The organism is Streptomyces sp. So13.3, assembly GCF_005860785.2.
Lineage (GTDB): Bacteria > Actinomycetota > Actinomycetes > Streptomycetales > Streptomycetaceae > Actinacidiphila > Actinacidiphila fildesensis.
Genome location: NZ_CP048835.1, coordinates 337,135 through 361,409, shown reverse-complemented (window position 1 = coordinate 361,409; position 24,275 = coordinate 337,135). Strand labels below are relative to the sequence as shown.

The following is a 24,275-nucleotide window of genomic DNA, read 5'->3' as shown; positions in this document are numbered from 1 at the left end:
GCTGGTCAGAGAATGGCGATGGGGTTGACGGGGGAGCCGGTGGCCGCCGGTAGCCGCAGTGGCGCAACCACGCAGAGGAACGACCATCGGCCCTCCTGTTCGCAGAGCGGCACCAGGTCCTCGAACTGGAGGTAGTCGAGGAGGTGGAGGCCGAGGGCGTGGATGCCCAGCACGTGCACCGGGAACGCCACGCCGTCCGTAGGGCTCGGGGCGGTGTCGTTGTTGCTGTCGCTGCCCAGGGCCGCCACCTGGCGTTCGGCGAGGAACTGCATGGCGGTCGGATGCAGTCCGGCCCGGGTGTGCGCTGCGTCCCACGGCCCGGCCTCGTTGCGCCGCCGGCGGTGGCCGACCCGCACGAGGAGCAGGTCCCCTTCCCCGACCCGTACCCGTTGGGAGCGCTCGGCGGCGACGAGGTCGTCGGCGCTGACATGGTCGCCCGGTTCGAGCCAGGGGACCTCGCGCAGCCGCGGGATGTCGAGCAGCACGCCCCGGCCGACGATTCCGTTTCTGGCCAGTTCGACCGAGAGGGCCGTGGCGCCGTCGGCGGTGACGGTGGCCGCGGGGACGCCGCCGTGCAGGGTGCCGTTGTAGACGACGTGGCACAGGGCGTCGAGATGACTGTCGGCGTCGCCGTGCACATCCATGCTGAAGTGGTCGGTGGCGAAGTGGAGTCCGGTGCCGTCGGCCGCCGCCTCGGGCGGGCTGGTCAGCCGGTGACCGGCCGGGCGCGGGTTGTCCGGCGTGGGCTCCGTCTCCACAGGAGAGGCGAGCGTGACGGTGCGGCCCGAGCGGACCTCCGCCGCGGCCGCGCGCACCGTGTCCGGTGTCAGGGTGGCCAGGGCACCCCGCCCGCCGCCCGCGCCGGCGGCCCGCCTGCGCAGCTGTTCGTACAGGGCCCCGAACTCATCGAGGCTCTGGCGTGGTTGACGCTCGGACGTGTCCTTTCCGGCCATCCGCATCGCTCCCCGTGCCATCTCAGCCGCGCTGCTTGTCGAGTGCCTCGTCCAGGGTGCAGGCCGCCGTGATGAGCGACAGATGGGTGAACGCCTGCGGGAAGTTGCCCAGTTGTTCGCCGCTCGGTCCCACCTCCTCGGCGAAGAGGCCGACGTGGTTGGCGTAGGTGTGCATCTTCTCGAACGTGTACCGCGCGGGCCGCAGCCGTCCCGCCCGGGCAAGTGCGTCCACGTAGAGGAAGGTGCAGAGGCTGAAGGTGCCTTCGGAGCCGCGCAGGCCGTCGGGGGAGGCGGCCGGGTCGTAGCGGTAGACCAGGCTGTCGGAGACCAGCGTGCGGTCCATGGCGTCCAGGGTGGAGAGCCAGGACGGGTCCCGGGGGGCGATGAATCCGACCCGGGGCATCAGCAGCAGCGAGGCGTCCAGGACATCGTCCCCGCCGTAGTGCTGCACGTAGGCCTGTTCCTTCTCGCTCCAGCCGCGGGCCATGACCTGCTCGAGGATGGCGTCGCGGGCGTTGGTCCAGCGGTCGGTGTCGGCAGGCCGGCTGAACTCGGCCGCCAGGCGCAGGCCGCGGTCGAAGGCGGCCCAGCACATCACCCGGCTGTACGTGAAGTCCTGGCGCCCGCCGCGGGTCTCCCAGATGCCCTCGTCGGGCCGGTCCCAGGAGTCGGCCAGCCAGTTCAGGCCCGGATGGAGAGTGAGCCATCACGGACCCAGGTGTAGCGGTAGTCCCAGTTCCGTTCGCCGCCGACCTGTTCGGGCAGGCCCATGGTGGCTGCGGCGACGGGTGCGCCGGTGGGGGCGTAGGTGAGCAGCTTGAGGGTGATGGCGGAGCGGTTGACCATGTCGGGCCAGCGTCCCCGGTAGTTGGAGCCCCGCACCCACCTCTGCCAGAAGTCGGCGGCATCCCACAGCTGTTGGGTGATCCCGTCGACGGTGGGCGGCGGCGGGAGCTGCCCGTCGCCGTCGCCGTCACAGACGGTGAACACGGCCACCGCCTGCTGGCCGACGTTCAGGGTGATCGAGCCGCGCACGTCCTCGCCGTCCCGCTCGAGCGGGACGGTGCTCTGGAGGTATGCGGTGACGCCCGGTGCCCGGAAGGTGGCGCCGTCGGGAACCAGGTCCAGTTGGTGGGCGGCCCGGGCGTAGTCGAACCGTGGCCGGCACTCCATGTCGAACCGGACCGTCCCCCGAACCGTGCGTACGGCCCGTATCAGCGTGTGGCGGTCGCTCGGGGTGCGGCTGCGGTTGGGCGGCATCCAGTCGATCACCTCACCGACGCCGTCGGGGGACATGAAACGGGTCACCAGGATGGCGGTCTCGGGGTAGTACAACTGCTTGCACGATGCATCCGGGTTGCTGGCCGTCACCCGGAAGTATCCGCCGCGGTCGTGGTCGAGCAGCGCGGCGAAGACGCTGGGGGAGTCGAAGCGTGGGGCGGCGAACCAGTCGACGACGCCCTGCGAGGAAACCAGAGCGGCGGTCTGCAGATCGCCCACCAGTCCGTGCTCGGCTATGGGGGGGGTAGCGGTCCATGAGAATCCAATCTCCGACATATCACTACCTGATCCACTGTCCGACAGGCGCCGCAGGCGCGCCTCTGGGGATTCCACCACCGCTTCCGACCTGCTCTGACGTGCTCCGACGCGCTCCTGGCGCCACGTGCTCCGGATTGCGGAACGCCGTGCCTGCGGTGTTACTGGAAGGACCGTCCGACCCATGATTTTCGACGGCCCGGCTCCCGGCCGAGCGGACACGGACGGGTGCCGGAGCGCGTGGAGGTTCAGGATGGACATGATCCATGTGCGCGCGGTGAGCCCGCCGGACCTCACGAGCGAGGTGGTCGACCTGCTCGCCGGCGACCCTTGCGTCCTCAACCTGATCGTGCAGACCGGCGCCGCGCGAAACCCGGACGGTGACGCGATCGCCTGTGACGTGCTCACGGGAGGGGCGAACGAGGTTCTGCACGGTCTGCGTGCGCTGCAGGTGGACCGCCGGGGCTCGATCGTCATCGAACCGGTGGACATCGCCTTCTCGGGACGGGCGACCGACGCCGGAGCGCAAAAGCTCGGGCCACTGACCCGCTCGCCGGTCTGGGAGCAGGTCGAGGCACGGATCTGGGCCGAGGGGAGGTATGCGCCGAGCTTTTATCTCTATCTGGTCATCGCGGGACTCATCGGTTCGGTCGGGATCGTCACCAACTCCCAGATCCTGATCGTCGCGGCCATGGTCGTGGGTCCCGAGTACGGCGCCATCGTGAGTATCGCGCTGGGCATCGACCGGGGCGACCGGGGGAGGGTCCGGAAGGGCCTGCTCGCCCTGTTCGTGGGCTTCCTGCTGACTGTCCTCATCACCTTCCTCTTCAGCCTCCTCATCCGTGCCTTCGACCTGCAGTCGCAGGCCTTCACCGCGGGGCTGCGGCCCGTCTCCAACCTGATCAACACGCCCAACTTCTTCTCGTTCGCCGTGGCGGCCCTTGCCGGGATCGTCGGCATCGTCTCGCTGACCGAGGCGAGGACGAGTGCCCTGCTCGGCGTGTTCATCTCGGTCACGACGATCCCGGCCGCCGCGGACATCAGCGTTTCGGTGGCGTTCACCAGCTGGAGCAACGCCTGGGGATCGCTCGTCCAACTACTGGTCAACATCGTGGTGCTGATCGTGGTGGGCACCGCCACGCTCCGCTGCCAGCGGGCGATCTGGCGGAAGGTCGGCGCCCGGCACGCCCGCGCGGAGCAGCGGTAGCGCTCAGATGATGCCGGAAGCGGTCATGTCCGCGATGATCCGATGTGAGTGCATACAGGAGGTATTCGATGACCAAGCGCCCCGCCGCGATGATCCGCCCCCTACCTGAGGCGACGCCTGCGGAACGAGCGGCTCGCGGCAGGGCGGCCCGTCGTGACGTGCCCCGTTCGAGTCATGCCGAGTTCTCGCCGCAGGCGAGCCGGCCCGATCCGCTGGGCATCCTCGAGAGCCAGTCGGCCACACGGGTGCCCGAACTCGTGCCGATCCGCTACGGGCGGATGATCGAGTCGCCATTCCGCTTCTACCGCGGCGCCGCCGCGATCATGGCCGCCGACCTCGCCACCACCCCGGACTCGGGAATCAGGACCCAACTGTGCGGAGACGCACATCTGCTGAACTTCCGCCTGCTCGCCTCGCCGGAACGCCGCCTGCTCTTCGACATCAACGACTTCGACGAGACGCTGCCCGGTCCCTGGGAATGGGATGTCAAGCGACTGGCTGCCAGCCTCGTCATCGCGGGCCGGGCCAACGGCTTCGCGGACGCGGAGCGGGCCGACATCGTGCGGGCGACCGTACGGTCCTACCGGGAGTCGATGACCCGGTTCGCGGGCATGGGCCATCTCGCCGTGTGGTACACGAAGATCGACGCGGATCGTCTCCAGGAAGTGGCGGCCGAACAGCTGGCCAAGCGCGGCCGCAAGGGCGTGGCGCGAGCGCTGGCGAAGGCCAGGACCCGGGACAGTCTGCAGGCGTTCGACAAACTCACCGAGGTGGTGGACGGGCAGACCCGGATCGTCGCGGACCCGCCGCTGCTCGTGTCGCTCGACGATCTGCTCCCCGACATCGAACGCAGCGCCCTGGAGGAGGAGTTCCGCCGGCTGATCGAGAGCTACGGCCGTAGCCTCGCGTCGGACCGGCGCTCCCTGCTCGCAGGCTTCCGCCTGGTGGACGTGGCCCGCAAGGTGGTCGGCGTCGGCAGCGTCGGCACCCGATGCTGGATCTTCCTGCTGAGCGGCAGGGACGGCGACGACCCGCTCTTCCTCCAGGCCAAAGAGGCCGACACCTCGGCGCTCGCCCCCTATGTGGGCGCGAGCGAATACGAGAACCAGGGCGAGCGGGTGGTTGCGGGGCAGCGGTTGATGCAGGCCGCGAGCGACATCTTCCTCGGCTGGCAGCGGGTGGACGGGATCGACGGGCGGCGCCGTGACTTCTACATCCGTCAGCTGCGTGACTGGAAGGGCATCGCCCAGCCGGAACTGATGGTGCCGAGGGGCATGAGGGCGTTCGGCGAGGTCTGTGGCACCACCCTGGCCCGCGCCCACGCGAGGTCCGGTGACCGGATCGCGATCGCCGGATACCTGGGGCGCGGCGACGTCTTCGACCGTGCACTGACGACCTTCGCCGAGAGCTACGCCGACCAGAACGAGCGAGACCACCAGGCGCTGGTGAAGGCGGTCAAGGACGGCCGGGTCACCGCCGCGCAGACCGAACCCGACTCCTCCTGAGCGGGCCGGGAGGGGGATACGGACGGCGCCCCGTCCGGAGCGTTCCGGTCAGGACGCTGGGCCATCGGAATGGCAACCCGGCCGTCGTCGTCCGGTAGGCACCGGCACACCCGGGAGCATCGTCGTCGCGTGATATCACGGCAGGGAAGACCTCGCGTGCCCGCCCGCCAGTGCTGAGAGACGGTGATCATGTCGGCCGACGGTGTCGGACAGCCGGGGGCGATCCCCAAGGACCCTTTCGCCCTGGTCCGCGCCCGCGGGTATCCGGTCCTGCTGGTGGTGGCCGCGGTGCTCGGTGTCCCGGTCTCGGCGGCGGCGTTCGGCTATCTCGCCCTCGTCTCCGAACTCCAGTCGCTGACCTACAAGGATCTGCCCATGGCACTGGGCTTCCACGGAACGCCGTCCTGGTGGCCGGTGCCGCTCCTCGCCCTGGCGGGACTCCTGGTCGGCCTGACCATCCGGTACCTGCCGGGCGGGGGCGGCCACAAACCGGCCGAGGGGCTCGCGGCCACGGGTCCGACACCGGCGATCGATCTGCCCGGCATCGCGCTCGCAAGCGTCGCCTCGCTCGTCCTGGGCGCCGTCCTCGGCCCCGAGGCGCCGCTGATCGCGCTCGGCAGCGGGCTGGCCGTCGGCGCCGTACGCCTGGTCAAGAAGGACTTTCCGCCGGACGCGACCGCCGTGGTGGGGGTCGCCGGGAGCTTCGCCGCCATCAGCGCGCTGCTGGGGTCCCCGCTGCTCGGAGCGTTCCTCCTGATGGAAGCGTCCGGACTCGGCGGGGCAATGCTCGGGATGGTCCTGGTTCCGGGGCTGCTCGCGGCCGGAGTCGGCTCGCTCATCTTCACCGGCCTGGGCTCGTGGACCGGCCTGGGCACCTACTCTCTGGGCCTGCAGCAGGTGCCGCACACCGACCGGCCCGACATCGCCGCGTTCGGCTGGGCCATCGTGGTCGGGGTGGCAGCGGCCCTCGTCGGCACGGGGATCCGCCGGCTCGCCCTCTTCCTGCAAGCACGGGTTGAGCGGAGGCGGGTGGTGGCCACCGTGTTGGCCGGCACGGTGGTCGGCGTGATCGCGCTGGTCTACGCCGAAGGGACGGGCAAGGAGGCGTCCGGGGTGCTGTACTCCGGGCAGAGCGCGCTCGACCCCCTGCTCGAAGGGTATGCCGGGTACTCGGTGGGCACCCTCGTGGTACTCGTGGTCTGCAAGGCGCTCGCGTACAGCGTGTCCCTGAGCAGCTTCCGGGGAGGCCCCAATCTTTCCCGCGATGTTCGTGGGAGCGGCGGGCGGGCTCGCCCTCGCCCATCTGCCCGGACTGGACGTGACGTCCGGCTTCGCGATGGGCATCGGCGCGATGTGTGTGGCGATGCTGAAACTGCCGATGACCTCGGTGCTGCTGGCCACGCTGCTGCTGGGAGCGGAGGGTCTCACCGTGATGCCGCTGGTGATCGTCGCGGTCGTGGTGTCCTACGTCATCTCGCTCCGACTCACCCCGGTTCCAGCCGACGTTCCCGCCGACCTTCCCGCGGACGTTTCCGGCGGTCACCCGTAGCCCTCGCCCGATACCAACTTCGACCTGGAGGCCGTACGTGTCCGAGAGCCCTACCGGGCAGCAGATTCTGCTGCGCCATGGTGAGCAGACCGCCGTCATTGTGGAACTGGGCGGTGCGTTGCGCGACTACACGGTCGAGGGTCGCCCGGTGCTCGACGGCTTCTCGGCCGACGAGCGGATCACGGGAGGCCGCGGTCAACTCCTCGTGCCCTGGCCGAACCGGATCGGCCAGGGCCGGTACCGCTGGAACGACCAGGACCTCCAACTGCCTTTGACCGAGCCGGAGAGCGGCAACGCCATTCACGGGCTGCTGCGCTGGATGTCCTGGCAGGTGGTGGAACGTGAGGAGCACCGGGTACTTCTGGGCGCCACCCTGTGGCCGCAGCCCGGCTACCCGTTCCACCTCGACGTCCGCGTGGGGTACGTGCTCGGGGCGGACGGACTGATGGTGACAGTGGTCGCACGTAACCTCGGTGAGGACACGGCACCCTACGGCGTTGGCCAGCACCCCTACCTGACCGTGGGCACCGAGATGGTGGACGACGCGGTGCTCCTTGTCCCGGCCCGGAAATGGCTTCCACTCGACGATACGGGTATGCCCGTCGCGGCCGAGGATGTGACGGGATCACCCTTCGACTTCCGCACGGCCAAGGCCGTCGGCGGGCAGCGCCTGGACACGGCCTTCGCCGAACTGGAACGGGACTCCTCCGGCCGGGCCGTCGTGCGCCTCGCACACCCCTCGGGTTCGCACGGCACCGACCTGTGGCTCGGGGAGGGCACCGGGTTCGTGCAGGTGTATACCGGAGACACCCTGCCGGAGCGGCGACGCCGGGGTATCGCGGTCGAGCCGATGTCCTGCCCGCCGAACGCCTTCCGGAGCCGAGACGGTCTGGTGGCACTCGCACCCGGCGACCTGCACACGTTCCGGTGGGGTCTGCACGTGTGGCGCCAACAGGACTGACGGCACGTGGCAGGACGCGCGGTTACTCGAACCGTGTGGGGTCGCCCGCCCCGCGGCGGAGGATCTCGGTCTCGCCGCTCGAGAAGTCGATGACGGTGGTGGGCTCGGTGCCGCAGTCGCCCGAGTCGACCACGGCGTCCACCACGTGGTCGAGCAGTTCCTTGATCTCCCAGCCTTGCGTCATCGGCTCCGCCTCGCCGGGCAGCAGCAGGGTGCTGGAGACGAGTGGCTCTCCGAGTTCGGCCAGCAGCGCCTGCGTCACGACATGATCCGGGATGCGCACGCCGACGGTCCGCTTCTTGGGGTGCTGCAGCTGGCGCGGCACTTCCTTCGTCGCCGGCAGGATGAAGGTGTAGCTGCCCGGTGTCGCCGCCTTGACCGCGCGGAACACGTCGTTGTCGATCTGTACGAACTGCCCCAGTTGGGCGAAATTCTGGCAGATCAGAGTGAAGTGGTGCCGGTCATCGAGGTTCCGGATGGACCGGATGCGGTCGATGCCCTCGCGGTTGCCCAGCTTGCAGCCCAGCGCGTAGCAGGAGTCCGTGGGGTACGCGACCAGCGCGCCCGACCGAATGCTGTCGGCCACAGCGCTGATGCTGCGCGGCTGGGGATTCTCGGGATGTACGTCGAAGTATCGTGCCATCGGGCAAGACTAAGGCGCTTCTTCGGATCGGTATGCCAACCGAAGGGGGACACGGTGATCCAAGATCATGTGAGTCTCCACGACAGCCGGCAGCAGCCGACCTCCACTACGATCAGGCAGGGGATCCGCACAGTTGAGGGCAGGTACGGTCGCTGCCATCACGGGGGCACCGCAACGCGGGTTTCATCTTGAGACGCCAGGTCAATGCACCGCGGCGGCCGGGACACCTGTGCTCCCGGCCGCCCGGCTGCCCGGAGGGAGCTCAGTTCCACCCAGGCCGTGTGCTCATCGGCGGGAACGCGAGGCCGGTCGGCGTGTTGAGGCCGGTGGAGGCAAGCGTGACCTGCCCGCCGCCCGTCTCCCGGACTCGCACCACCCGGTTGTTGAAGGCGTCGGCCACATAGAGGCCGCCGTGGGTGTCGAGCGCGAGTCCCAGCGGATCGCTCAGACCGGCGATGGGCACCGTGCTCTGCTCACCACTGTCCGCGGCCACTTTCACCACGCGGTTGTTGCCGCTGTCGGAGATGTAGAGGTCACCCTTGGCGTTCAGGGCCAGCCCGGTGGGCTGGGACAGGCCGACGGTGGGCACGGTGGTCTGACTGCTCCCGTCCGCGGAGACCTTGACGACCCGGTCGTTGACGAAGTCGGAGATGTACAGCTCCCCATCGGCCTTCAGCGCCAGCCCCCAGGGATGCAGCAACCCCGTGGTGGGGACGGTCGTCTGACCGCTGCCGTCGGCGGACACCTTGACGACCCGGTCGTTGAAACTGTCGGCGATGTAGAGGTTGCCGGCGGCGTCGACGGCCAGCCCCAGCGGGCGCGACAGGTCGACGGTGGCCACTACGGACTGCTCCCCGCCGTTCGGGGCCAGCTTCACCACCCGGTTGTTGCCGGTGTCGGAGACATAGAGATTTCTGGCGGCGTCCCACGCCATACCGGTCGGACGCACCAGGCCGTCGAAGGGAACCGTCGTCTGACCACCTCCGCCTGCGGGCAGTGTCACCACCCGGTTGTTGCCGTAGTCGGACACGTACAGCGGCGGGCCGGCGGGCCGGCCCGCGTCACCGGCCTGCGTCGCGTCCGCCGATCCGATCGGCAGCGCACAGAGCAACAGCAGCCCTGACACAGCCGCCAGCCGCCGGGTCCACCCCCTGTTCGTGCGGCCGGCAGCTGCCGAAGGTTCGCGCGTTCGTGCTCCCGCTGTCCTGAGTTTCACGACTCACCCATCTGTTCTGGACGGTCGGCCCGTCGCCGTACTGGCCTGCGGAAAGGGTCGGCACCGCGCGATTGCATGGAACGGCGCCGCTGCTGTGACGGGCGGTCACCCACGGCCGACAGGACCGCCGGACGCCCGCTCGGTCCGTCAACCGCCGACCCTAGGAAGCAGTGCCGGGGGAGTGCGGGAGCCACGCCATCGACCGGCCCGGCGGCCACTCCAATGCTCCGTGCCCGACGGCGGGGAATACGGCCACTCATCCGAACCTCCCGGCCTCCGGGGTCGCCGCGGTGGCGCAGGCGGGGCGGGTCCGGGCGCAGTAGGAGCGTGCGGCCGCGAGGAGGGCGAAGCCCAGGCCGCCGGAGGCCATTCCACCGAAGGCGGCCAGCCAGAGAGTCCCGCAGAGGGTGGCGCCGAGATCGGCGTCGAGTTCGGGGGCCGGCAATACTCCGAGGGCGGCGAGCGGAGCGTAGATCACCAGGAAGACCCCGTACACCGACAGGCCGAACGCGGTCAGCCAGGCCGGGATCAAGGGCAGCAGACGCGGTACACGGCGCCTGGACAGAACGAGGGTCCAGCGGGGAAACACCTGCCCCCACGGGTACATGAGTCCGATCAGGAGAAAGAATCCGAGTCCCGCGGCGGATCGGGGGCACCTCCCGGCGGTGGTTGGAGGAGCTACTTCGGTGACGCTCCCTGGTTCTGGGCCTGGGCCGCCGCAGCGCTGAGGACGTGGTCGCGTGACTCGGTGACCGCGTGGCGCAGGGCCGGCAGGTCGACACCCAGGACCTGGCCGTTCCACTTGCGGACCTGTCCGGCGATGAACACGGCGGCGATGTTGCGGGGGTCCGAGCCCAGGACGACGGTGCCGACCGCATCGTTGAGGGGCATGGTGTTGAGATCCTCGGCGTCGATGAGCAGAAGGTCGGCTTGCTTGCCGGGAGTGAGGGAACCGGTCGTCTCCCCGAGACCGTTGGTCCTGGCGCCCTGGAGGGTCGCGAAGTCGAGAACGTCGTGGGTGCTGATCCGGTGCGGCTGGTCCGTGGTTCCGTGGGCGGCGTTGACCGCCCGCATTCGCTGGATGGTGTGCAGAGCCCGCATCTGGGTGAACATGTCGCTGGCCAGGGCGACCTCGACGTCGATACCGAGGCCCGGCCGGATGCCGGACGCCAGTGCCTCGTCGATGGCGGGGATCGCGGAGTCCAGGCCGATCTGGGCATCGGAGGTGGGCGCCAGGGACACGGTGCTTCCGGTGTCCTGGCCTGCCAGGCCTGCGGCGTCAGACCGGTGCAGTGGATGAGCGTCACCTGCGGCGTCAGCAGGCCCTCCTTCGCCCAGCGGAGAACGGCCGCGGAGGAGGTGGCACCGAGGACCGCATCGATACTGACCCCGATGCCCAACTCCGCTGCGGAGCGGGCGAGCTGCGGCCCGTAGGCGAGGTCGGGTCCGGCGATCTCATCCGTCGCCAGCGCCGCCAGGCGCAGGGTGAGCAGCGGGTGATCGCCGGTGAAGTACCGGTCGTGCAGGCGGGTGAGATCGCCGGGCCACTGCCGGTCCCAGTCGCCGAAGTGCGGGCCCATGGAGGCGTGCACACCTCGGATGCCCGTGTCGATCAGGGCCTGGACGGCCTGGTCGGAGTGGGCGGGGGTGCGTGAGTTGTGCGAGAAGTCGAGCATGCAGGTGATGCCGTTGTCGATCGCGGTGAGGGCGGCGAGCCGGGTGCCGACCTACATGTCCTGGGGACGGTAGACCGGGGCCAGTCCGGCGAGGGTGGTCATCACGTAGTCACCGAGGTCGTTCACGTCCGGCATGAGCCGGCGCAACTGCGCCTCCCAGGCGTGCCGGTGCGTGTCGACGAAACCGGGGGAGAGGATGAAGCCCTTCGCGTCGATGACCACGGCGTTCTCTGCCGCCCCCTGGGAGATCAGATCGGTTGCCACCGCACGGATGATGTCCCCTTCGATCAGGACGTCCGCACACGTCAGGACACCGTGGGCGGGATCCATGGTGACGACGGTGGCTCCGGTGATCAGAACCCGGCGGTCGGGGTCTCCGGACTGGTTGTTCAACGCGTCGATCAGTGCGCTCGCATCGCGTCGGAGGTTCATGGGTTGGTCCTTGCCTGTCGTGCGGTGGGGCGGGGGGACAGCAGTCGCCCTCGTGGGGTGGTCGTCCGGGTGGACCGGGTGGTGATCACGGAGTCGGCTTCCCGCCTTCGCGGTGGAACACATAGCCGGCGTGGTGCAGGACGTCGCCACGGAAGTCACCGGAGGCGGTGAAACCTGAGTCGTCGGCGTACTCGATGCGTGCGCCCGTGACCTGGTAGCTGCCCGTGTAGGCGCTGGTGCGGGTGCCACGAGCCTCGTCGTAGCGGCCGTTGGGCAGCAACTCCTGGCGGATGTGCCCGTCGGCGGTCACCCACATCCCGAGGTAGGGATGTGGGCCCGAATCCGGTGCGTATGAGGAGGTCATGGCCTCGACTGTCGCCGTCGTGAGCTGTGACAACCAGGGCTGAGGCAATCCTGGGAGCGCGGTTCCTAGGTGCGGCGCACCCTGCCTCGGGAAGTGGGAGGATCGCGCGGCGACTTCGGTGTCGAAGCACGGACAGCGGTAAGCGCAACCTTCAGGTGCCGAGTCGCTCGACGAGGAACTCGATGATCTCGTTCCTGGCCTGCATGGTGGGGTGACCGTCCTGGTCGACAAGGTGTGCTGTGACGACGCTGTGGGCGCATCCGACGACGTCACGGAAGAAGGGCGGAGGGTCGGTGTTCGCCGTCTCCGCCTGGAGTACGCGGCCGTCGAATGCGTCGCCGAGCAGCGCCTGGTAGGCCGCGAACCGCCGGCCGGTGCACCACGTGTCGTTGTCGAAGCGGTAGGCGAGAACCTTCAGTCCGTCTCTCGTTATGCGTTCAGCCACGGCGGCCGCGTCCTCGTCGCTGATCTCCAGAGCGCCGGGGTCGTCGAGCGGAAGCGACGGATGGTTGACCACGGGTGCGATGACCGCGGGTTCGAGTGCCATGGTCAAGGCGAAGTTGCCGGTGAAGCAGAGACCGACGGCGCCGACGCCGGGTCCGCCGCACTCGGCGTGCGCCAGGCGGGCGAGGCCGCGCAGCCAGGTGACGACGGGGCTGGTGCCGCCACCGGCGAAGGCTCGGAACTCGGCGCTGACGCACGCGCGTCGGACGACGGTCTCGCGTGCCTCCGCGAGTGGATAAGCGCCGTCGACGCCGAAGAGTGAGGGCATGTACACGGAGAATCCGGCATCGCGCACCCAGCGCGCGAACCGTGCGACGTCGGGGCTGATACCCGGCATCTCGGGCATGAGGATGACGGCCGGTCCTGACCCGGCGACGTACACGGTCTTGTCGACGCCATCGACGCCATCGACGCCATCGACGCTGACGGCCCTGCGTGCGAAGTCGTCCAAGGGGTCGCTCTGTCCTCGCATGATGGTCATGACCCAGATGGTGAGGCGTGACCGCCGTCCGGAGTAGTGGCGGCATCGCCATGTATCCCGGTAATATCGCCACCCGTCACATGGTCGGAGGCACTGCATGAGTCCGCTGCGAGTCGGGGTGCTGGCCTACCCCGGGTGCTTCGCGTCGGAAGTCTTCGGAGTCCCGGACCTCCTGACGATGGCCACCCATGTCGCCGCGGCGCAAGGATCGCTCGAGCCGGCCTATGAGACGTCGGTCGTCTCGCCCCGGCGACGGGTGATCGCGTCCGGCGGCTCGGCCATCGACGTCTCGGCGGTTCGCCCCGTCGACGTCCTGATCGTGCCGGGTTTCGAGCTGTCGCCCACCCTCGATCTCGACGCCACACTCGCCGGCCTGGGACCGGAAGTAGCTGCGATCCGATCACAGGCGGCCTCGGGGACCGCTGTCGTATCGATCTGCGTGGGTGCCTTCCTGGTCGCTGAAGCCGGCCTGCTCGGCGGGCGCGAAGCGACCACGTCCTGGTTGTTCGCGGACCGGTTCGCCCGCAGATACGCCGACGTGCGCCTGCGCCCGGAGCGTCTGGTCGTGACGGACCGGGGCGTGACGACCACAGCCGCTTTCAGCGCCATGTACGACTTCGCGCTGCACTTCATCCGCGAGCACGACGGTCCCCGCATCGCCCGCAGCACCGCGCGGATCGCCCTGGTCGACGATGCACGTTCCACGCAGGCCCCCTACGTCGATCCAGGGCTCATACCCACGGTGGGCAGGGAGTTCTCGCTCAGCGTCAAGCGGTGGCTCGACCAGAACCTGAGTACCCGCTACGACCTGCCCGTCCTCGCCCGGGAGTTCCACGTCAGCACGAGAACCATGCTCCGTCGCTTCGGCGACGAAACCGGCCAGACTCCACTCGCGTACCTGCACACGGTCCGGGTGCGTCGAGCCAGACAGCTGCTGGAGACGACCGACAGGGCAGTCGCGAGCATCGCCGCCGACGTCGGGTACCGCGATCCCGGTGCGTTCGGCGACATCTTCGCCCGGCACACGGGCCGGCGGCCGAGGGAGTACCGCGTGATGTTCCACCGCCGCGGCGACCAGCACGAGCCGACCCCGACGAACTGAGAGGCCGCGCAGACAGGCGTGCGTTCCTGGGCGGCGGACCGGGCGTTCGCCCCATCGGTGGGTCGTCCGCGCTCGTACCCTCGCAGTGGCCTTCACGCCTCCCATTGTCTGCGGGTTGGTGCCTGGATCGAGCTGGGTCCGGCGGCCCCGTGCACACGGCGCTGAAATCGTCACCCCTGACCGTGTGTCAGGGTGCGGTCAGGGTTGTGCGGGGGGCGCCCCGGACGTCGTGTGACGGCGCCCGAAGCCAAGCTGTGCCTCATGACCCGAACGAAGAGTCTCACCATCGCTCTTGCCGCCACTGTGGCCGCCGGCGTACTGACACTGGCCACGGCCACCGCGTCGAACGCCGCCGCACTGCCGCCCAAACCGTCCGACCCCGGTATACCCACATCTTTCGACTACCGCGACTGTCCCCAGCTCCCGTCGGGCGCCGATCCCGCCGCCTGGCGCTGCGAGGTGATGGTCGCCAACATCCGCCTGGCAACCGGCAGGATCCCCGCCGTCGACGTGCCGTTGACCGTCACCCACTCGGAGGGCCCGCTGCCCGACGGCACCACCGGCCAGGTCTTCGGCGCGATGCACGCCCGGTCGGTCGCCGTTCCCGGCATCCCCGGCCTGAGGATCCAGCCCGAGTACGCCGGTCACGCCGACTTCATCGGAAACGGCACCATCCGTGGCTCCATCGATATCACGCTCCGCCTCCAGTACCCGGGCTCACGGCGGACCTGCGCCATCGGCTCCGACCGTGCACCGCTGACCATCAACTCCACCGCTTACGGGCCCACGCAGTGGGTGTCCCAGCAACCGCCGATCATCAAGGGGGAGATGTACGACAGCACGTTCGCGGTACCTGGTGTGAATGGCTGCGGCCCGATCGTCGACCGGCTGTTGGACCGCGGGTTCGCGCTGCCGTCGCCGGCCGGCCGCAATCAGTTCTCGCTGGTCGGCTACTACAGCTTCCGCACACACGCGGACCTGACCGGTCAGGCGTGAGCGCATACTGCGGCGCGGCCCCGTCCAAGGCCACGGGGGCGATGAACGGGGTCGGCTCATGCCGGTCAGGAGACGTTGTCGTGAGCGAGCGGGACGTCGGCTCAGCTGTGCGGCTTCACCTGACCGACGTCAGGTGAGGGACTTCATCGACGCCGGGTCGTAGGCCGCCAGCTCTCCGAACCGACCGTCCAGCACCTTCGTGGCCCATTGCGGGTCGTTGAGGAGCGCGCGGCCGATGGCGACCATGTCGAACTCCTCGGACTCCATACGGTCGAGGAGGTCGTCGATGCCCTTGACGGCGGCGCCCTCGCCCTGGAAAGCCTTGTGGAAGTCGCCGTCCAGGCCGACCGACCCGACGGAGATGGTGGGCTTGCCGGTGAGCTTCTTCGTCCAGCCGGCCAGGTTCAGGTCGGCGCCGTCGAACTCCGGAACCCAGTAGCGCCGTGTGGAGGCGTGGAAGGCGTCCACCCCGGCTTCCGCCAGCGGGGTCAGAATCGCCTCCAGCTCCTGCGGGGTCGCGGCGAGGCGCGCGCGGTAGTCCTGCTGCTTCCACTGCGAGTAACGGAAGAGGATGGGGAAGGAGGGGGAGACGGCGGCGCGGACCGCGGCCGCGATCTCCGCCGCGAACTTCGTACGGGCCACCGGGTCGCCGCCGTACGCGTCGGTGCGGCGGTTGGTGCCTGCCCACAGGAACTGGTCGATCAGATAACCGTGCGCGCCGTGCAGCTCGACCCCGTCGAAACCGAGACGCTCGGCGTCGGCAGCCGCCGTCGCGAACGCCTCGACGACGTCGTCCAGGTCCTGCTGCGTCATCGCCTTGCCGGTGACCTCGGCGCCCTCCGTGCCGATCCCGGAGGGGCCCACCACCGGGGCGTCCGCGTAGGGAGGATCCCCCGCGTTGCGCACCATGCCGATGTGCCACAACTGCGGCACGATCGCGCCGCCCGCAGCGTGCACGGCGTCGGCGACCTTGGCCCAGCCCGCCAGTTCCGCCTCACCGTGGAAGCGCGGAACGCGGTCGCTCTGCCCGGCCGACTCATGACCGACATACGTGCCCTCAGTGATGATGAGGCCGACACCCGCGGCGGCGCGACGGGCGTAGTACGAGGCCACGTCCTCACCGGGAACACCGCCGGGGGAGAACATCCTGGTCATGGGTGCCATCGCGATCCGGTTCCGGACGGTCAGGCCGTTGAGCGAGACCGGCCGGGACAGGATCCGGGCCGCGCGGTCGGCAGGGGCGGTGGGGGACACGAGGGCTCCTTGTGGGAGGAGGAACGGTAAGAACAATGAGAAGAAGGTGCATAACGGTCGGTATGTGCATATGCATCGAGCTCCCCCCATGGCAACCGATCCGCTCGTCTCGGGATTCCGCCAGCCGCCCATACGTCGTTGTGATCCTCGATACAGCCAGGTGAGGAGATGCAGGCGGCGGAGTCCCCGGACTGCCCTCAGCCCTGCTGTCCCCGGCGCGGGCGAGCGGTTGCTTCATGCTGATCGGCGACCTGAGGATTGCCCCGCAACTGTTCGCCGGCACGGGGACTCACCTGGGAAATGAGCCGCAGAGTCCTCTTGATATGGTGCGCCGATGTCAGCGATCAAGAAGTTCCAAGTCACCTTTGACTGCGCAGAACCTGAGCGCCTCGCTCGCTTCTGGTGTGAGGTGTTGGGGTACGTCGTACCGTCGCCCCCGGAGGGGTTTGCCACTTGGGATGACTTCAAGCGCTCGCAGCCGCCTGAGCAGCGGGATTCATGGTTCGCCTGCAGTGATCCCTCAGGTGTGGGCCCGCGACTCTACTTCCAGCGTGTCCCCGAAGGGAAGGCTGCCAAGAATCGGGTGCATCTTGATGTGCGGGTCGGCACCGGTCTCGTGGGTGACGAGCGCCTCGCCGCACTTGAGGCCGAGTGCGCACGGCTGGTCCCGCTCGGCGCGGTACACGTGCAAACGCTGTATGACGGCAATGATTCGTGCATTCCGATGCAGGACATCGAGGGCAACGAGTTCTGTATCGACTAACCGGCCGCAGGGTGGAGGCCGACGGCGGGCCAGCGATCGCCAGATCTGCCGACGCAGGCTGCGCCGGGCCCACGGGGCATGACGGCTCAGGCGCCGAAGGTGCGGGGGCCGGTAGTTCGAGGAAGCCATCCAGCAGTGAACGGTCGGCGTCCGGCACCAGGTGGAAGCGGAAGGCGCCGACACCGTCGAACACGGTCGTGGCCGCCCAGTTGACCAGCTCGAATCTGGCACGCAGGTAGCTGCCTCCCGAAGCGACGACTTCGGCGCCCTCCAGCGAGATCACCACAAGGTGGGTGGCACCGCATCCGCAGTCCACGGGGCAGCAGTCCAACTCGACCATCCTCAAGGACGGGCAGTCGACGTACTTCGGCATCGACTACCCGATCAACAAGTCGGGCGGCTCCGGCGTCCGCATCACGCGGCTGCTGGTGACCCCGCCGGACGAGACGAAGACGGTCACGCTCCAGTGGCCGGGAGCCGCCACGCTGCCTGTCACGGACGGCAGCGGCTCCCCGGTAAAGGTCGGCGCGGTCGGCAGCGCCGGTCAGGGCGGCTGGCCCTCGCGCCCCAGGGTCTGGGATGCGGTCGCCGTCGACCATCCGTTCGCCCGCTGTCCCTCCGCGGCTCAGGCCCACCGACCCTCACGCCAGGCAGTGCTCGCGCTGCTCCTTCAATTCCGTGACGTCCGCGCCCGGCAGGGTCAGCGCGCGGTCGAAGTCGGCCAGTGCGAGGTCCCGTTGGCCCTCGGCCTGGTAGGCGATGCCGCGGTTGAGCAGCACGTCCGGGTCGTCGCCGACCAGGTCCAGCGTGGCGGTGAGGTCCTGGACGGCAGCTTGGTAGCGGTCCTGCTGGTAGTGGACGACGGCGCGGTTGAGCAGGGCCGCGGGATAGTCCGGGTCGAGGTCGACGGCCGAGTTGAGCGCTTCGAACGCCTCGGTGAGCGCACCGCGTTGCAGCAGTATCGTGCCGCGCATGCACAGCAGTCGCGGTTCTGCGGGCCGCAGTTGGAGGCCGGCTGCCATGTCGGTCTCCGCCGCGTCGAACTCCTCCAGGTCCAGGAGCAGTTCGGCCCGGGCGAGCCGGGTGTCGACGTCATCCGGCTCCATTTCCAGGACGTAGCCGAAGTCCGCCAGCGCACCGTCGGTGTCGCCGTTCTCGACGCGCGCCGTTCCGCGGTTGTAGAAGAGCTCGGGGAACGGCGGAGCCAGCTGTACCGCGCGGTCGTAATCGGCCAGGGCGGCGGCGAAGTCGCCGCGCGAGCGGTGGATCCGGGCCCGCTCGGAGAGGTAGTCGGTGTAATAGGGGTCGAGGTCGACCAGCGTCGAGTAGTCGGCGAACGCCTCGTCCAGCCGGCCGGTGGCCGTCAGCAGTCGGGCCCGGTTGTACAGCAACTGCGAGCGGTGCAACTGCCACTCGTCGTCGGTCAATTGCGCGTCCAGTCTGGCCAGGCAGGACTCGACGAGTTCCAGTGCGCGCCCCAGGTTGCCCCGGTGCATCTCCACCAGCGCCAGGCCGTTGTCGTGGAAGACGCTGAAGGTGAGCCGCTCGGCCGGGTCGGGCAGGATGCCGGCGATGGCGGCGGCGTTGTTCTGCCAGCGCAGCGCCTGGTCGTGGTCACGCGGCCGGAGGAAGCGGGTGTGCAGCATCGCGATCGAGTAGCTGGTCATCATGTGGACCTTGGGGTCCGGGTAGCGCTGGAGCAGGTCCAGGTAGAGCTCCATCGACTGGTCCAGCCGGTCGAGCGGGACGCAGGCGTGCGCCGCCTGCTGGGTGAAGTCCCAGAAGTCGTGCTGCTCGGCGTCCGGGTCCGTGACGGCCCGGCCGCGCAGGCCGAGGTCCACCACCATCGCCGAGAAGCCGACCTCGACGCAGTAGCGCTGGGCCGCCAGCAGGGCGAGCCGACCGGCGCCCGACGGATCGCTGCCGTGCTCGCGGTGGTAGGCGAGGGCGCCGACCCGGACGCCCCAACCCGGGGACGCGTCCTCCAGCTCCTGCGCGCGCCGGTCGTGCAGCCGCGCGCGCAGGTCAGGCTCCGTCTGCTGGTAAGCGAGCAGCTCGTCGGGGTCGCCGCTCGTGCCGTCGCCGGACACGTAAGCCTCGGCCCATGCGGCCGACCCGGCTTCGCCACGCGGGGTTGCGGTTTCGGGCGGCGGCGCCCCGGCGTCGGTCCGCTCGGTGCAGCGGTCCAGCACCCGCGCCAGCTCGTCCGGCAGCTCGCCCTCGGCTCCGCGGACCACCACCTGTAGATGCTGCGGGTCGGCGCGGCGTACCAGCAGGGCGATGAACTCCTGCGTGGTCGGCTCCGCCTCCGCCACCTCGTCGAAGACCAGGCAGGGGGCCGGCTCGCCGCAGGACTGCATCCGGCGGGCGTACTCGAGCAGGAAGGTGACGATGCCCTGGCTCATGCAGCGGATCATCCCGGCGCCGAAGAACCGGGTGCGCTCCTTGATGGAGGACTCGTTCGCCAGAGTGCGCGGGGCCGGCCCGATCAGCTCTGCCAATTCGGGTATGCCGTAGAGCAGTTCCACCCGGTGGTGCTCGACCAGTTCGGGCCACCGGCGGACCGCCTCGGGCAGCACAGCCTGCAGTACGGTGTCCACTCCGGTGTAGGGGCCGCGCAGCCGCCGGTGGCAGCGGGCCACGACGGCGTGCTCCCCGGTGCCGGGGTACCCGGGCCGCGCCGCCGGGCTGCCGCCCATGATCCTGCGATGACCGGCCATGTCAGTTCACCCTTCGCTCGGGGAGGTCGTGGACAAGGAGCGGGACGACGGCGCCGAGGCGGCCCCGTACGAGGCGCGGCGCTTGCGCCGGGAGAGCACGATCAGCGCGACGACCTGGGCCACGTTCATGCCCAGCGACAGCAGGGAGTCCCAGAAGTGCGGATCGACGTGCCCGGAGCCGATGCCTTGGGCGGCGATGCGGAAGTAGCTGACGGTGACCGGGATACTGGCGAAGACGGTGATGGTGGCCAGCACGCAGAAGCCGAGCAGGATGAACGGTCCGTAGAAGGTGCCGACCCGGCGGTCCTGTTCGGTCCACTGCTCCTCGTCGGCCTGCCGCTCCGGGCGGCGCAGCAGGCGCCAGATCCGGTTCTTCAGCAGCGCCTTGGCCGCATCGTGCAGGTCGTAGCAGCGCAGCGCGGTGGCGAAGACATAGTAGAGGTCGGTGCGCAGATAGAGCTGGAACTGCCAGCCGATCCGCATCACCACGGTGAACGCCAGCGCCAGGCAGACCCGGCCGGTCAGCGGGAAGCTGCCGTCGGCGTGCCGGCCCGCCGCCGCGATCAGCCCGAGCACTCCCAGCACCACGGCGTCGCAGACCATCCCGGCCAGGAACGGCAGGTAGCGCTTGCGGCGTTGCACGCTCATCAGACCGTTGGTCTGCGTCTCGGCCACGATGTAGGTGAGCCGGTTGCTCAGTCGCAGTTTGGTCGGCAGGCCCAGGCGCCGTCCGGCGAGAATGTGGAAGCCCTCGTGGGCGAGCAGCAGCGGGATCTGCCCGAAGGTGATGACGAGTTGGACGGTCAGCAGCGATTTGACGAAGAAGATCTGCGAGGGGGCGGGCCGCAGTTCGCCGTGCTGAGCGACGGCCACCAGCCAGCCGGCCACGACGGCCAGGTAGCAGAGCCAGGCCACCGGCGAGAAGGCGGCGCGGCCCAGCCGGCGGAAGCGGACTTCGGTGGCGGGCTCTTCCGGTTCTGCGGCGTCGTCGCGGACGAAGCCCAGGTCGTTGAGCGTGGCCACGAAGTCCTCGACGTCGACCGGCTCGTCGAACGTCCGCTCGTACCACTCGGCGGCCTCGTCCAGTGGCAGGCCCTCGGAGAGCTGCCGGAGCAACTCGGCGCCGTCGGCGGGGAAGACCGCGTAGGTGCCGGTGTCCAGCCGACCGACGACGACCCCGTCACCCTCCGGGACATAGCTCAACTCGTAGACCGCAAGGGTGGATCCGCTCACATCGCTCCCCAGTATCGGCCGGCACCCGGCGTACCCGGGCGCACCGGTGATCCGGCGCGCCCGGGCTGGATGTACCGCGCTACCGTTACGCGTTGGCGCTGTACGGGCACTGACAAGCGGCCGACGTCAGGCGGATGTCGCCGGTGCGGCGGACGGTGATCTTCTTGGTGGCCTTGAGAGCGGTGGTCGACTTCATGGTGAACCTCCCGGCTTGATGGCTGCCCCGGCCGGCGGCCGGGCGGGACTCAACATCCCCGGTCGGTTCAGGTGCGTCAAGACATCCGCCGTCAGCTCAGATAGATCAGCAAGTGCCCAATATCCCCCGTCCATCCATCTGAGCTGCCGCATTCTGCTTCCGGATTCCATGGCGGGAGCACGCGGTGGCCGAGAATATGGCTCAGACCCTACGGGTGCTCCAGCGTTGGGCCGGGAGCCGGTAATTCGCTGGCTCTGCATGCGCGGCGACCGCAACGCCCCGGGCCGGAAACGCCCTCAGAGAACTCCCCAGGGGTTGGGGTGCGAAGTGAGGGTGGGGTCCTCGGACCAGATCAGCCGGGCTTCGAGGTCGTCGCCGAGGAGCTCCTTGAGGCGGTCCACCGCCCAGCCGTTCCAGTAGACGGCGGTCGGGAACACGGGCAGCCGGTACGCCCGCAGCGGCGCCTCGGTCGCGTCAGACATCACGGCCCCGTCCACACGGCGCCGAGGCTGGGAGCGCCGGTCGCGAGGTCCGTCCCGACTGCGGCAGGGCGCGCGCTCGGGCGCTGCCCGCGCGGTTCGGATGGTTGCCAAGCGTGACGAGCTGGGTATTCATCGGCGCCGAAGCCAGCCGGGCAGGTTGGGGAGCAGGCAGGGAAGCCAGTGCCGCAGTTCCTGCATGACCCGCAGCGCTTGCCGGCGACGGGCGGGAAACTTCGACCACACCGCCGGAGCGATGACGACCCCGAACAGCAGAAGGACGATCAGGAGCCAGCCGCCCAAGGCGGCGGCGAGCAGGAAGCGAAGCATGAGAGCCTCCGAGGCCATGACAGAGCCATGGGGCTCTCTCCCGCCGACGGAGGGCCGACCTGCACCGCCGGGCAGCCTCTGAACGCTGCCGTGTTGACGACGATGCAGTGCAAGGGATACTCCACTCCCGGCGGTTCCCTTCCCACCCGACAAGATCTCTACGCTTCGCTCGTCAATCCTGCCGTTTGGGCGTCCGTGGTTTGACGCTCAGCGCCCCCATGCCGGCTCCCCTTCCACCCCAGTTCTGCCGGAACTGCCCGCTCTCCCAGACGATGAGTGCGAGCAGCACCAGGGCGGCTGTCGCGAGCGCGACGGCGCCGCTGTTCCAGCGTGCGGCGGGGGCGACGAGTGCCGCGACGGCGAGCGCTGCTGTGAGTCGGGGTCGGGACCAGTTGGCCGCCAGCGTGCGGTGGAAGCAGGCGAGTCCGACCAGGTAGAGGCAGATCCCGAGCGGTAGGAGCAAGGCCGCGAGGTGGTGGGAGGAGTGGCGGAACTCGTCGATGGCCTTCTCCATTCCGACCGCCGCGACCGCGATGCCGAGGATGATCAGGTAGTAGGCGTACCCGAAGGAGTAGACGGCGACGCGCGGCCGGCGATCCGCCGGGACGCGTTCCAGCCGTGCTTCGCTCTCTCGTTCCTCGCGGTCGAAGTAGAGCCACCACATCTCCGCGCTCAGTACCAGCGCCAGGAGGGCACCGACGATGGAGGTGGTCACGTTGGTCTCTCGCGATGTCGCCGCGCCGACCTCGGCGATCGACTCGCCGAGGACGATGATCACCGCGAGTCCATGGCGCTCCACGAAGTGCCCGGCACCGACTGCGAACTTGCCGACCCCGGTGACCAGGGGTGTCATCACCTCCATCGCGGCTGCCAGCGTCCAGAGCCACAACCGTGCGTGCGGCGGCACGAACCCGGCGGCCAGCACCACCAGGGCGCTGGCCAGGTTCAATGGTCCGACGCGGAGGATGCCGCGGTGCCCTGAGGTGCCGATGAATCCGACCAGGTGGACGGTGACGACCACGAGGTAGCTTGCGCCGAAGATCAGCGCCCAGGGCCCCGTTCCGGCGGCTTTCGGTACGACCATCGACATCAGGAAGAACCCCGCCGTCCCGGTCAGGAGGAGCAGGCGGGGGCCGGTGCGGTCCAGATCGAGCGCGTTGGTCAGCCAGGCGTAGCCGGAGTACATCCACCAGATGATCACCAGGAGCACGGCCACGCGTCTCAGACTGAGGAGCGTGGGTTCGGCGGCGAGGATGGAGGCGACCTGGGTGATGGTGAAGACGAAGACCAGGTCGAAGAAGAGTTCCAGCGGTCGAACGGCGTCCGCGGCGTCCGGGACGGCTCTCTCATCGGTCACGTTCGCGATTGTCCCAGCACGGCGCCGCAGCACCGGCAGGCCAGATCACAGCCGCGTGTTGTGAACGGGACGGTTCAGCTCGGCGGCTGCGGAATGACCGTAGCGTGCGCAACAGGTGCGGTGCTATCGCTGGATTGGGCGAGTGCGCGGTGGGTGCCGTTCATGGCCTGCGACAAGAGCGGATGGGTTTACCTGCCGGAAATCGATGTTTGTCAGAATCCGTGACATGAAGATCGAACAGGTCCCGTGGGCGGACCCGGACGCCACCTCCCTTCGCGTCCGGCAGCGAGCGGAGATCGCCGTGCGCTACGGAACCCCGGACAGCGAACCTGGTGCGGCGCCGTCGGAAGCGGACATCGCGTCGTTCTTCGTGGCTCGCGACGACGACGGCACCGCTGTCGGGTGCGGGGGACTTCGCCATCTCGGGGACGGGGTAGGTGAGGTGAAGCGCATGTATGTTGCCCCGGCCTGGCGCGGCTCAGGTATCGCGTTGCGGATCCTCCGCGCGCTGGAGGACTGGGCGCGTGAGCGAGGCTGGACGAGCCTTCGGCTGGAGACCGGCGATGCCCAGCCCGATGCGGTCCGCTTCTACACGCGCGCCGGCTACGAACGGATCCCGAACTTCGGTGCCTATGCAGGAACGGAGAGTTCTCTGTGCTTCGAGCGACTTCTCGAGCGTGATGACCACGCATAGGACTCACTCAACTGCGAGCAGCATCCCGATGAACTCTTCCGGTCACCGCGCTCGCGGGGAACACCGCTGAGGAGAGCTAATGCCCCACCGCTGCGCCTGCTGCTGATGTTCTTGGCCCTCCGGC

22 protein-coding genes and 2 pseudogenes are annotated in these 24,275 nt (G+C 69.3%); 9 read left to right on the top strand and 15 right to left on the bottom strand.

What is annotated here, in order from left to right; translation table 11 throughout:
* Positions 1-5 precede the first annotated feature (5 nt).
* Positions 6-953, bottom strand: a complete 948-nt coding sequence (locus C8250_RS01730) for a cyclase family protein (protein WP_138351763.1) — start codon at positions 951-953, stop codon at positions 6-8.
* Positions 954-975: 22 nt separating this feature from the next.
* Positions 976-2,510: pseudogene (locus C8250_RS01725) on the bottom strand (glycoside hydrolase family 15 protein).
* A 232-nt stretch (positions 2,511-2,742) separates the two neighbouring features.
* Between C8250_RS01725 and C8250_RS01720 the strand changes: the two are divergent.
* The 4 genes and pseudogenes from C8250_RS01720 to C8250_RS01705 all read left to right on the top strand — a co-directional run bounded on the left by C8250_RS01720 (position 2,743) and on the right by C8250_RS01705 (position 7,711).
* The gene (locus C8250_RS01720; protein WP_138351762.1) at positions 2,743-3,696 is read left to right on the top strand and encodes a DUF389 domain-containing protein; all 954 of its coding nucleotides are present in this window, start codon (positions 2,743-2,745) and stop codon (positions 3,694-3,696) included.
* A 68-nt stretch (positions 3,697-3,764) separates the two neighbouring features.
* Positions 3,765-5,201 (top strand): DUF2252 domain-containing protein, encoded by a 1,437-nt coding sequence (locus C8250_RS01715; RefSeq protein ID WP_138351761.1) that lies wholly within the window; start codon positions 3,765-3,767, stop codon positions 5,199-5,201.
* A gap of 189 nt (positions 5,202-5,390) precedes the next feature.
* Positions 5,391-6,750: pseudogene (locus C8250_RS01710) on the top strand (chloride channel protein).
* 37 nt (positions 6,751-6,787) lie between these two features.
* The gene (locus tag C8250_RS01705; protein ID WP_187144692.1) at positions 6,788-7,711 is read left to right on the top strand and encodes an aldose 1-epimerase family protein; all 924 of its coding nucleotides are present in this window, start codon (positions 6,788-6,790) and stop codon (positions 7,709-7,711) included.
* Positions 7,712-7,733: 22 nt separating this feature from the next.
* Here the strand turns inward: C8250_RS01705 and C8250_RS01700 are convergent, their stop codons facing one another.
* The 4 genes from C8250_RS01700 to C8250_RS44680 all read right to left on the bottom strand — a co-directional run bounded on the left by C8250_RS01700 (position 7,734) and on the right by C8250_RS44680 (position 10,812).
* Complete coding sequence (locus tag C8250_RS01700; protein ID WP_138351759.1) at positions 7,734-8,354, bottom strand: L-threonylcarbamoyladenylate synthase; 621 nt, start codon at positions 8,352-8,354, stop codon at positions 7,734-7,736.
* A 262-nt stretch (positions 8,355-8,616) separates the two neighbouring features.
* Positions 8,617-9,480 (bottom strand): SMP-30/gluconolactonase/LRE family protein, encoded by an 864-nt coding sequence (locus tag C8250_RS01695; protein WP_187144691.1) that lies wholly within the window; start codon positions 9,478-9,480, stop codon positions 8,617-8,619.
* Between the two features lie 346 nt (positions 9,481-9,826).
* Positions 9,827-10,177: a hypothetical protein gene (locus tag C8250_RS01690; protein WP_187144690.1), complete on the bottom strand. Its 351-nt coding sequence runs from the start codon at positions 10,175-10,177 to the stop codon at positions 9,827-9,829.
* Between the two features lie 71 nt (positions 10,178-10,248).
* Positions 10,249-10,812 carry an amidohydrolase family protein gene (locus C8250_RS44680; protein WP_307811519.1) on the bottom strand — a complete coding sequence of 188 codons (564 nt, stop codon included), beginning with the start codon at positions 10,810-10,812 and terminating at the stop codon, positions 10,249-10,251.
* 50 nt (positions 10,813-10,862) lie between these two features.
* Here C8250_RS44680 and C8250_RS44675 point away from each other — a divergent pair, with 50 nt between their 5' ends.
* Positions 10,863-11,225: a hypothetical protein gene (locus C8250_RS44675; RefSeq protein ID WP_331284060.1), complete on the top strand. Its 363-nt coding sequence runs from the start codon at positions 10,863-10,865 to the stop codon at positions 11,223-11,225.
* 72 nt (positions 11,226-11,297) lie between these two features.
* Here the strand turns inward: C8250_RS44675 and C8250_RS44670 are convergent, their stop codons facing one another.
* From C8250_RS44670 to C8250_RS01675, 3 genes are all read right to left on the bottom strand, one after another.
* The gene (locus tag C8250_RS44670) at positions 11,298-11,678 is read right to left on the bottom strand and encodes a hypothetical protein (RefSeq protein ID WP_306665001.1); all 381 of its coding nucleotides are present in this window, start codon (positions 11,676-11,678) and stop codon (positions 11,298-11,300) included.
* Between the two features lie 85 nt (positions 11,679-11,763).
* Positions 11,764-12,042, bottom strand: a complete 279-nt coding sequence (locus C8250_RS01680; protein WP_138351757.1) for an Atu4866 domain-containing protein — start codon at positions 12,040-12,042, stop codon at positions 11,764-11,766.
* A gap of 151 nt (positions 12,043-12,193) precedes the next feature.
* The gene (locus tag C8250_RS01675) at positions 12,194-13,027 is read right to left on the bottom strand and encodes a dienelactone hydrolase family protein (RefSeq protein WP_244808941.1); all 834 of its coding nucleotides are present in this window, start codon (positions 13,025-13,027) and stop codon (positions 12,194-12,196) included.
* Between the two features lie 97 nt (positions 13,028-13,124).
* Between C8250_RS01675 and C8250_RS01670 the strand changes: the two genes are divergently transcribed.
* Together C8250_RS01670 and C8250_RS01665 are read left to right on the top strand one after the other, a co-directional pair.
* Positions 13,125-14,129: a helix-turn-helix domain-containing protein gene (locus C8250_RS01670; protein WP_138351756.1), complete on the top strand. Its 1,005-nt coding sequence runs from the start codon at positions 13,125-13,127 to the stop codon at positions 14,127-14,129.
* Positions 14,130-14,390: 261 nt separating this feature from the next.
* On the top strand, positions 14,391-15,125 hold the full coding sequence (locus tag C8250_RS01665; protein ID WP_138351755.1) for a hypothetical protein: 735 nt from the start codon (positions 14,391-14,393) through the stop codon (positions 15,123-15,125).
* Positions 15,126-15,254: 129 nt separating this feature from the next.
* On the opposite strand, the gene C8250_RS01660 is transcribed toward C8250_RS01665, so the two are convergent.
* Entirely contained in the window at positions 15,255-16,379 is a 1,125-nt protein-coding gene (locus tag C8250_RS01660) for an NADH:flavin oxidoreductase (RefSeq protein WP_244808940.1), read from the bottom strand.
* Between the two features lie 334 nt (positions 16,380-16,713).
* On the opposite strand from C8250_RS01660, the gene C8250_RS01655 reads away from it, so the two are divergent.
* A complete protein-coding gene (locus tag C8250_RS01655) occupies positions 16,714-17,142 on the top strand; it encodes a VOC family protein (protein WP_138351753.1) in 429 nt (142 codons plus the stop codon).
* 641 nt (positions 17,143-17,783) lie between these two features.
* On the opposite strand, the gene C8250_RS01645 is transcribed toward C8250_RS01655, so the two are convergent.
* The 5 genes from C8250_RS01645 to C8250_RS01625 form a co-directional block, all read right to left on the bottom strand.
* Positions 17,784-19,862: a tetratricopeptide repeat protein gene (locus C8250_RS01645; RefSeq protein ID WP_138351752.1), complete on the bottom strand. Its 2,079-nt coding sequence runs from the start codon at positions 19,860-19,862 to the stop codon at positions 17,784-17,786.
* Positions 19,863-19,868: 6 nt separating this feature from the next.
* Positions 19,869-21,095 (bottom strand): hypothetical protein, encoded by a 1,227-nt coding sequence (locus C8250_RS01640; RefSeq protein ID WP_138351751.1) that lies wholly within the window; start codon positions 21,093-21,095, stop codon positions 19,869-19,871.
* 492 nt (positions 21,096-21,587) lie between these two features.
* On the bottom strand, positions 21,588-21,773 hold the full coding sequence (locus C8250_RS01635) for a hypothetical protein (protein WP_138351750.1): 186 nt from the start codon (positions 21,771-21,773) through the stop codon (positions 21,588-21,590).
* Positions 21,774-21,902: 129 nt separating this feature from the next.
* Positions 21,903-22,100 carry a hypothetical protein gene (locus C8250_RS01630; protein WP_138351749.1) on the bottom strand — a complete coding sequence of 66 codons (198 nt, stop codon included), beginning with the start codon at positions 22,098-22,100 and terminating at the stop codon, positions 21,903-21,905.
* 172 nt (positions 22,101-22,272) lie between these two features.
* Positions 22,273-23,457 (bottom strand): low temperature requirement protein A, encoded by a 1,185-nt coding sequence (locus C8250_RS01625; RefSeq protein ID WP_187144689.1) that lies wholly within the window; start codon positions 23,455-23,457, stop codon positions 22,273-22,275.
* Positions 23,458-23,683: 226 nt separating this feature from the next.
* Between C8250_RS01625 and C8250_RS01620 the strand changes: the two genes are divergently transcribed.
* Positions 23,684-24,151, top strand: coding sequence for a GNAT family N-acetyltransferase (locus C8250_RS01620; RefSeq protein ID WP_138351747.1), 468 nt, complete (start codon positions 23,684-23,686; stop codon positions 24,149-24,151).
* The last annotated feature ends 124 nt before the right edge of the window (positions 24,152-24,275 follow it).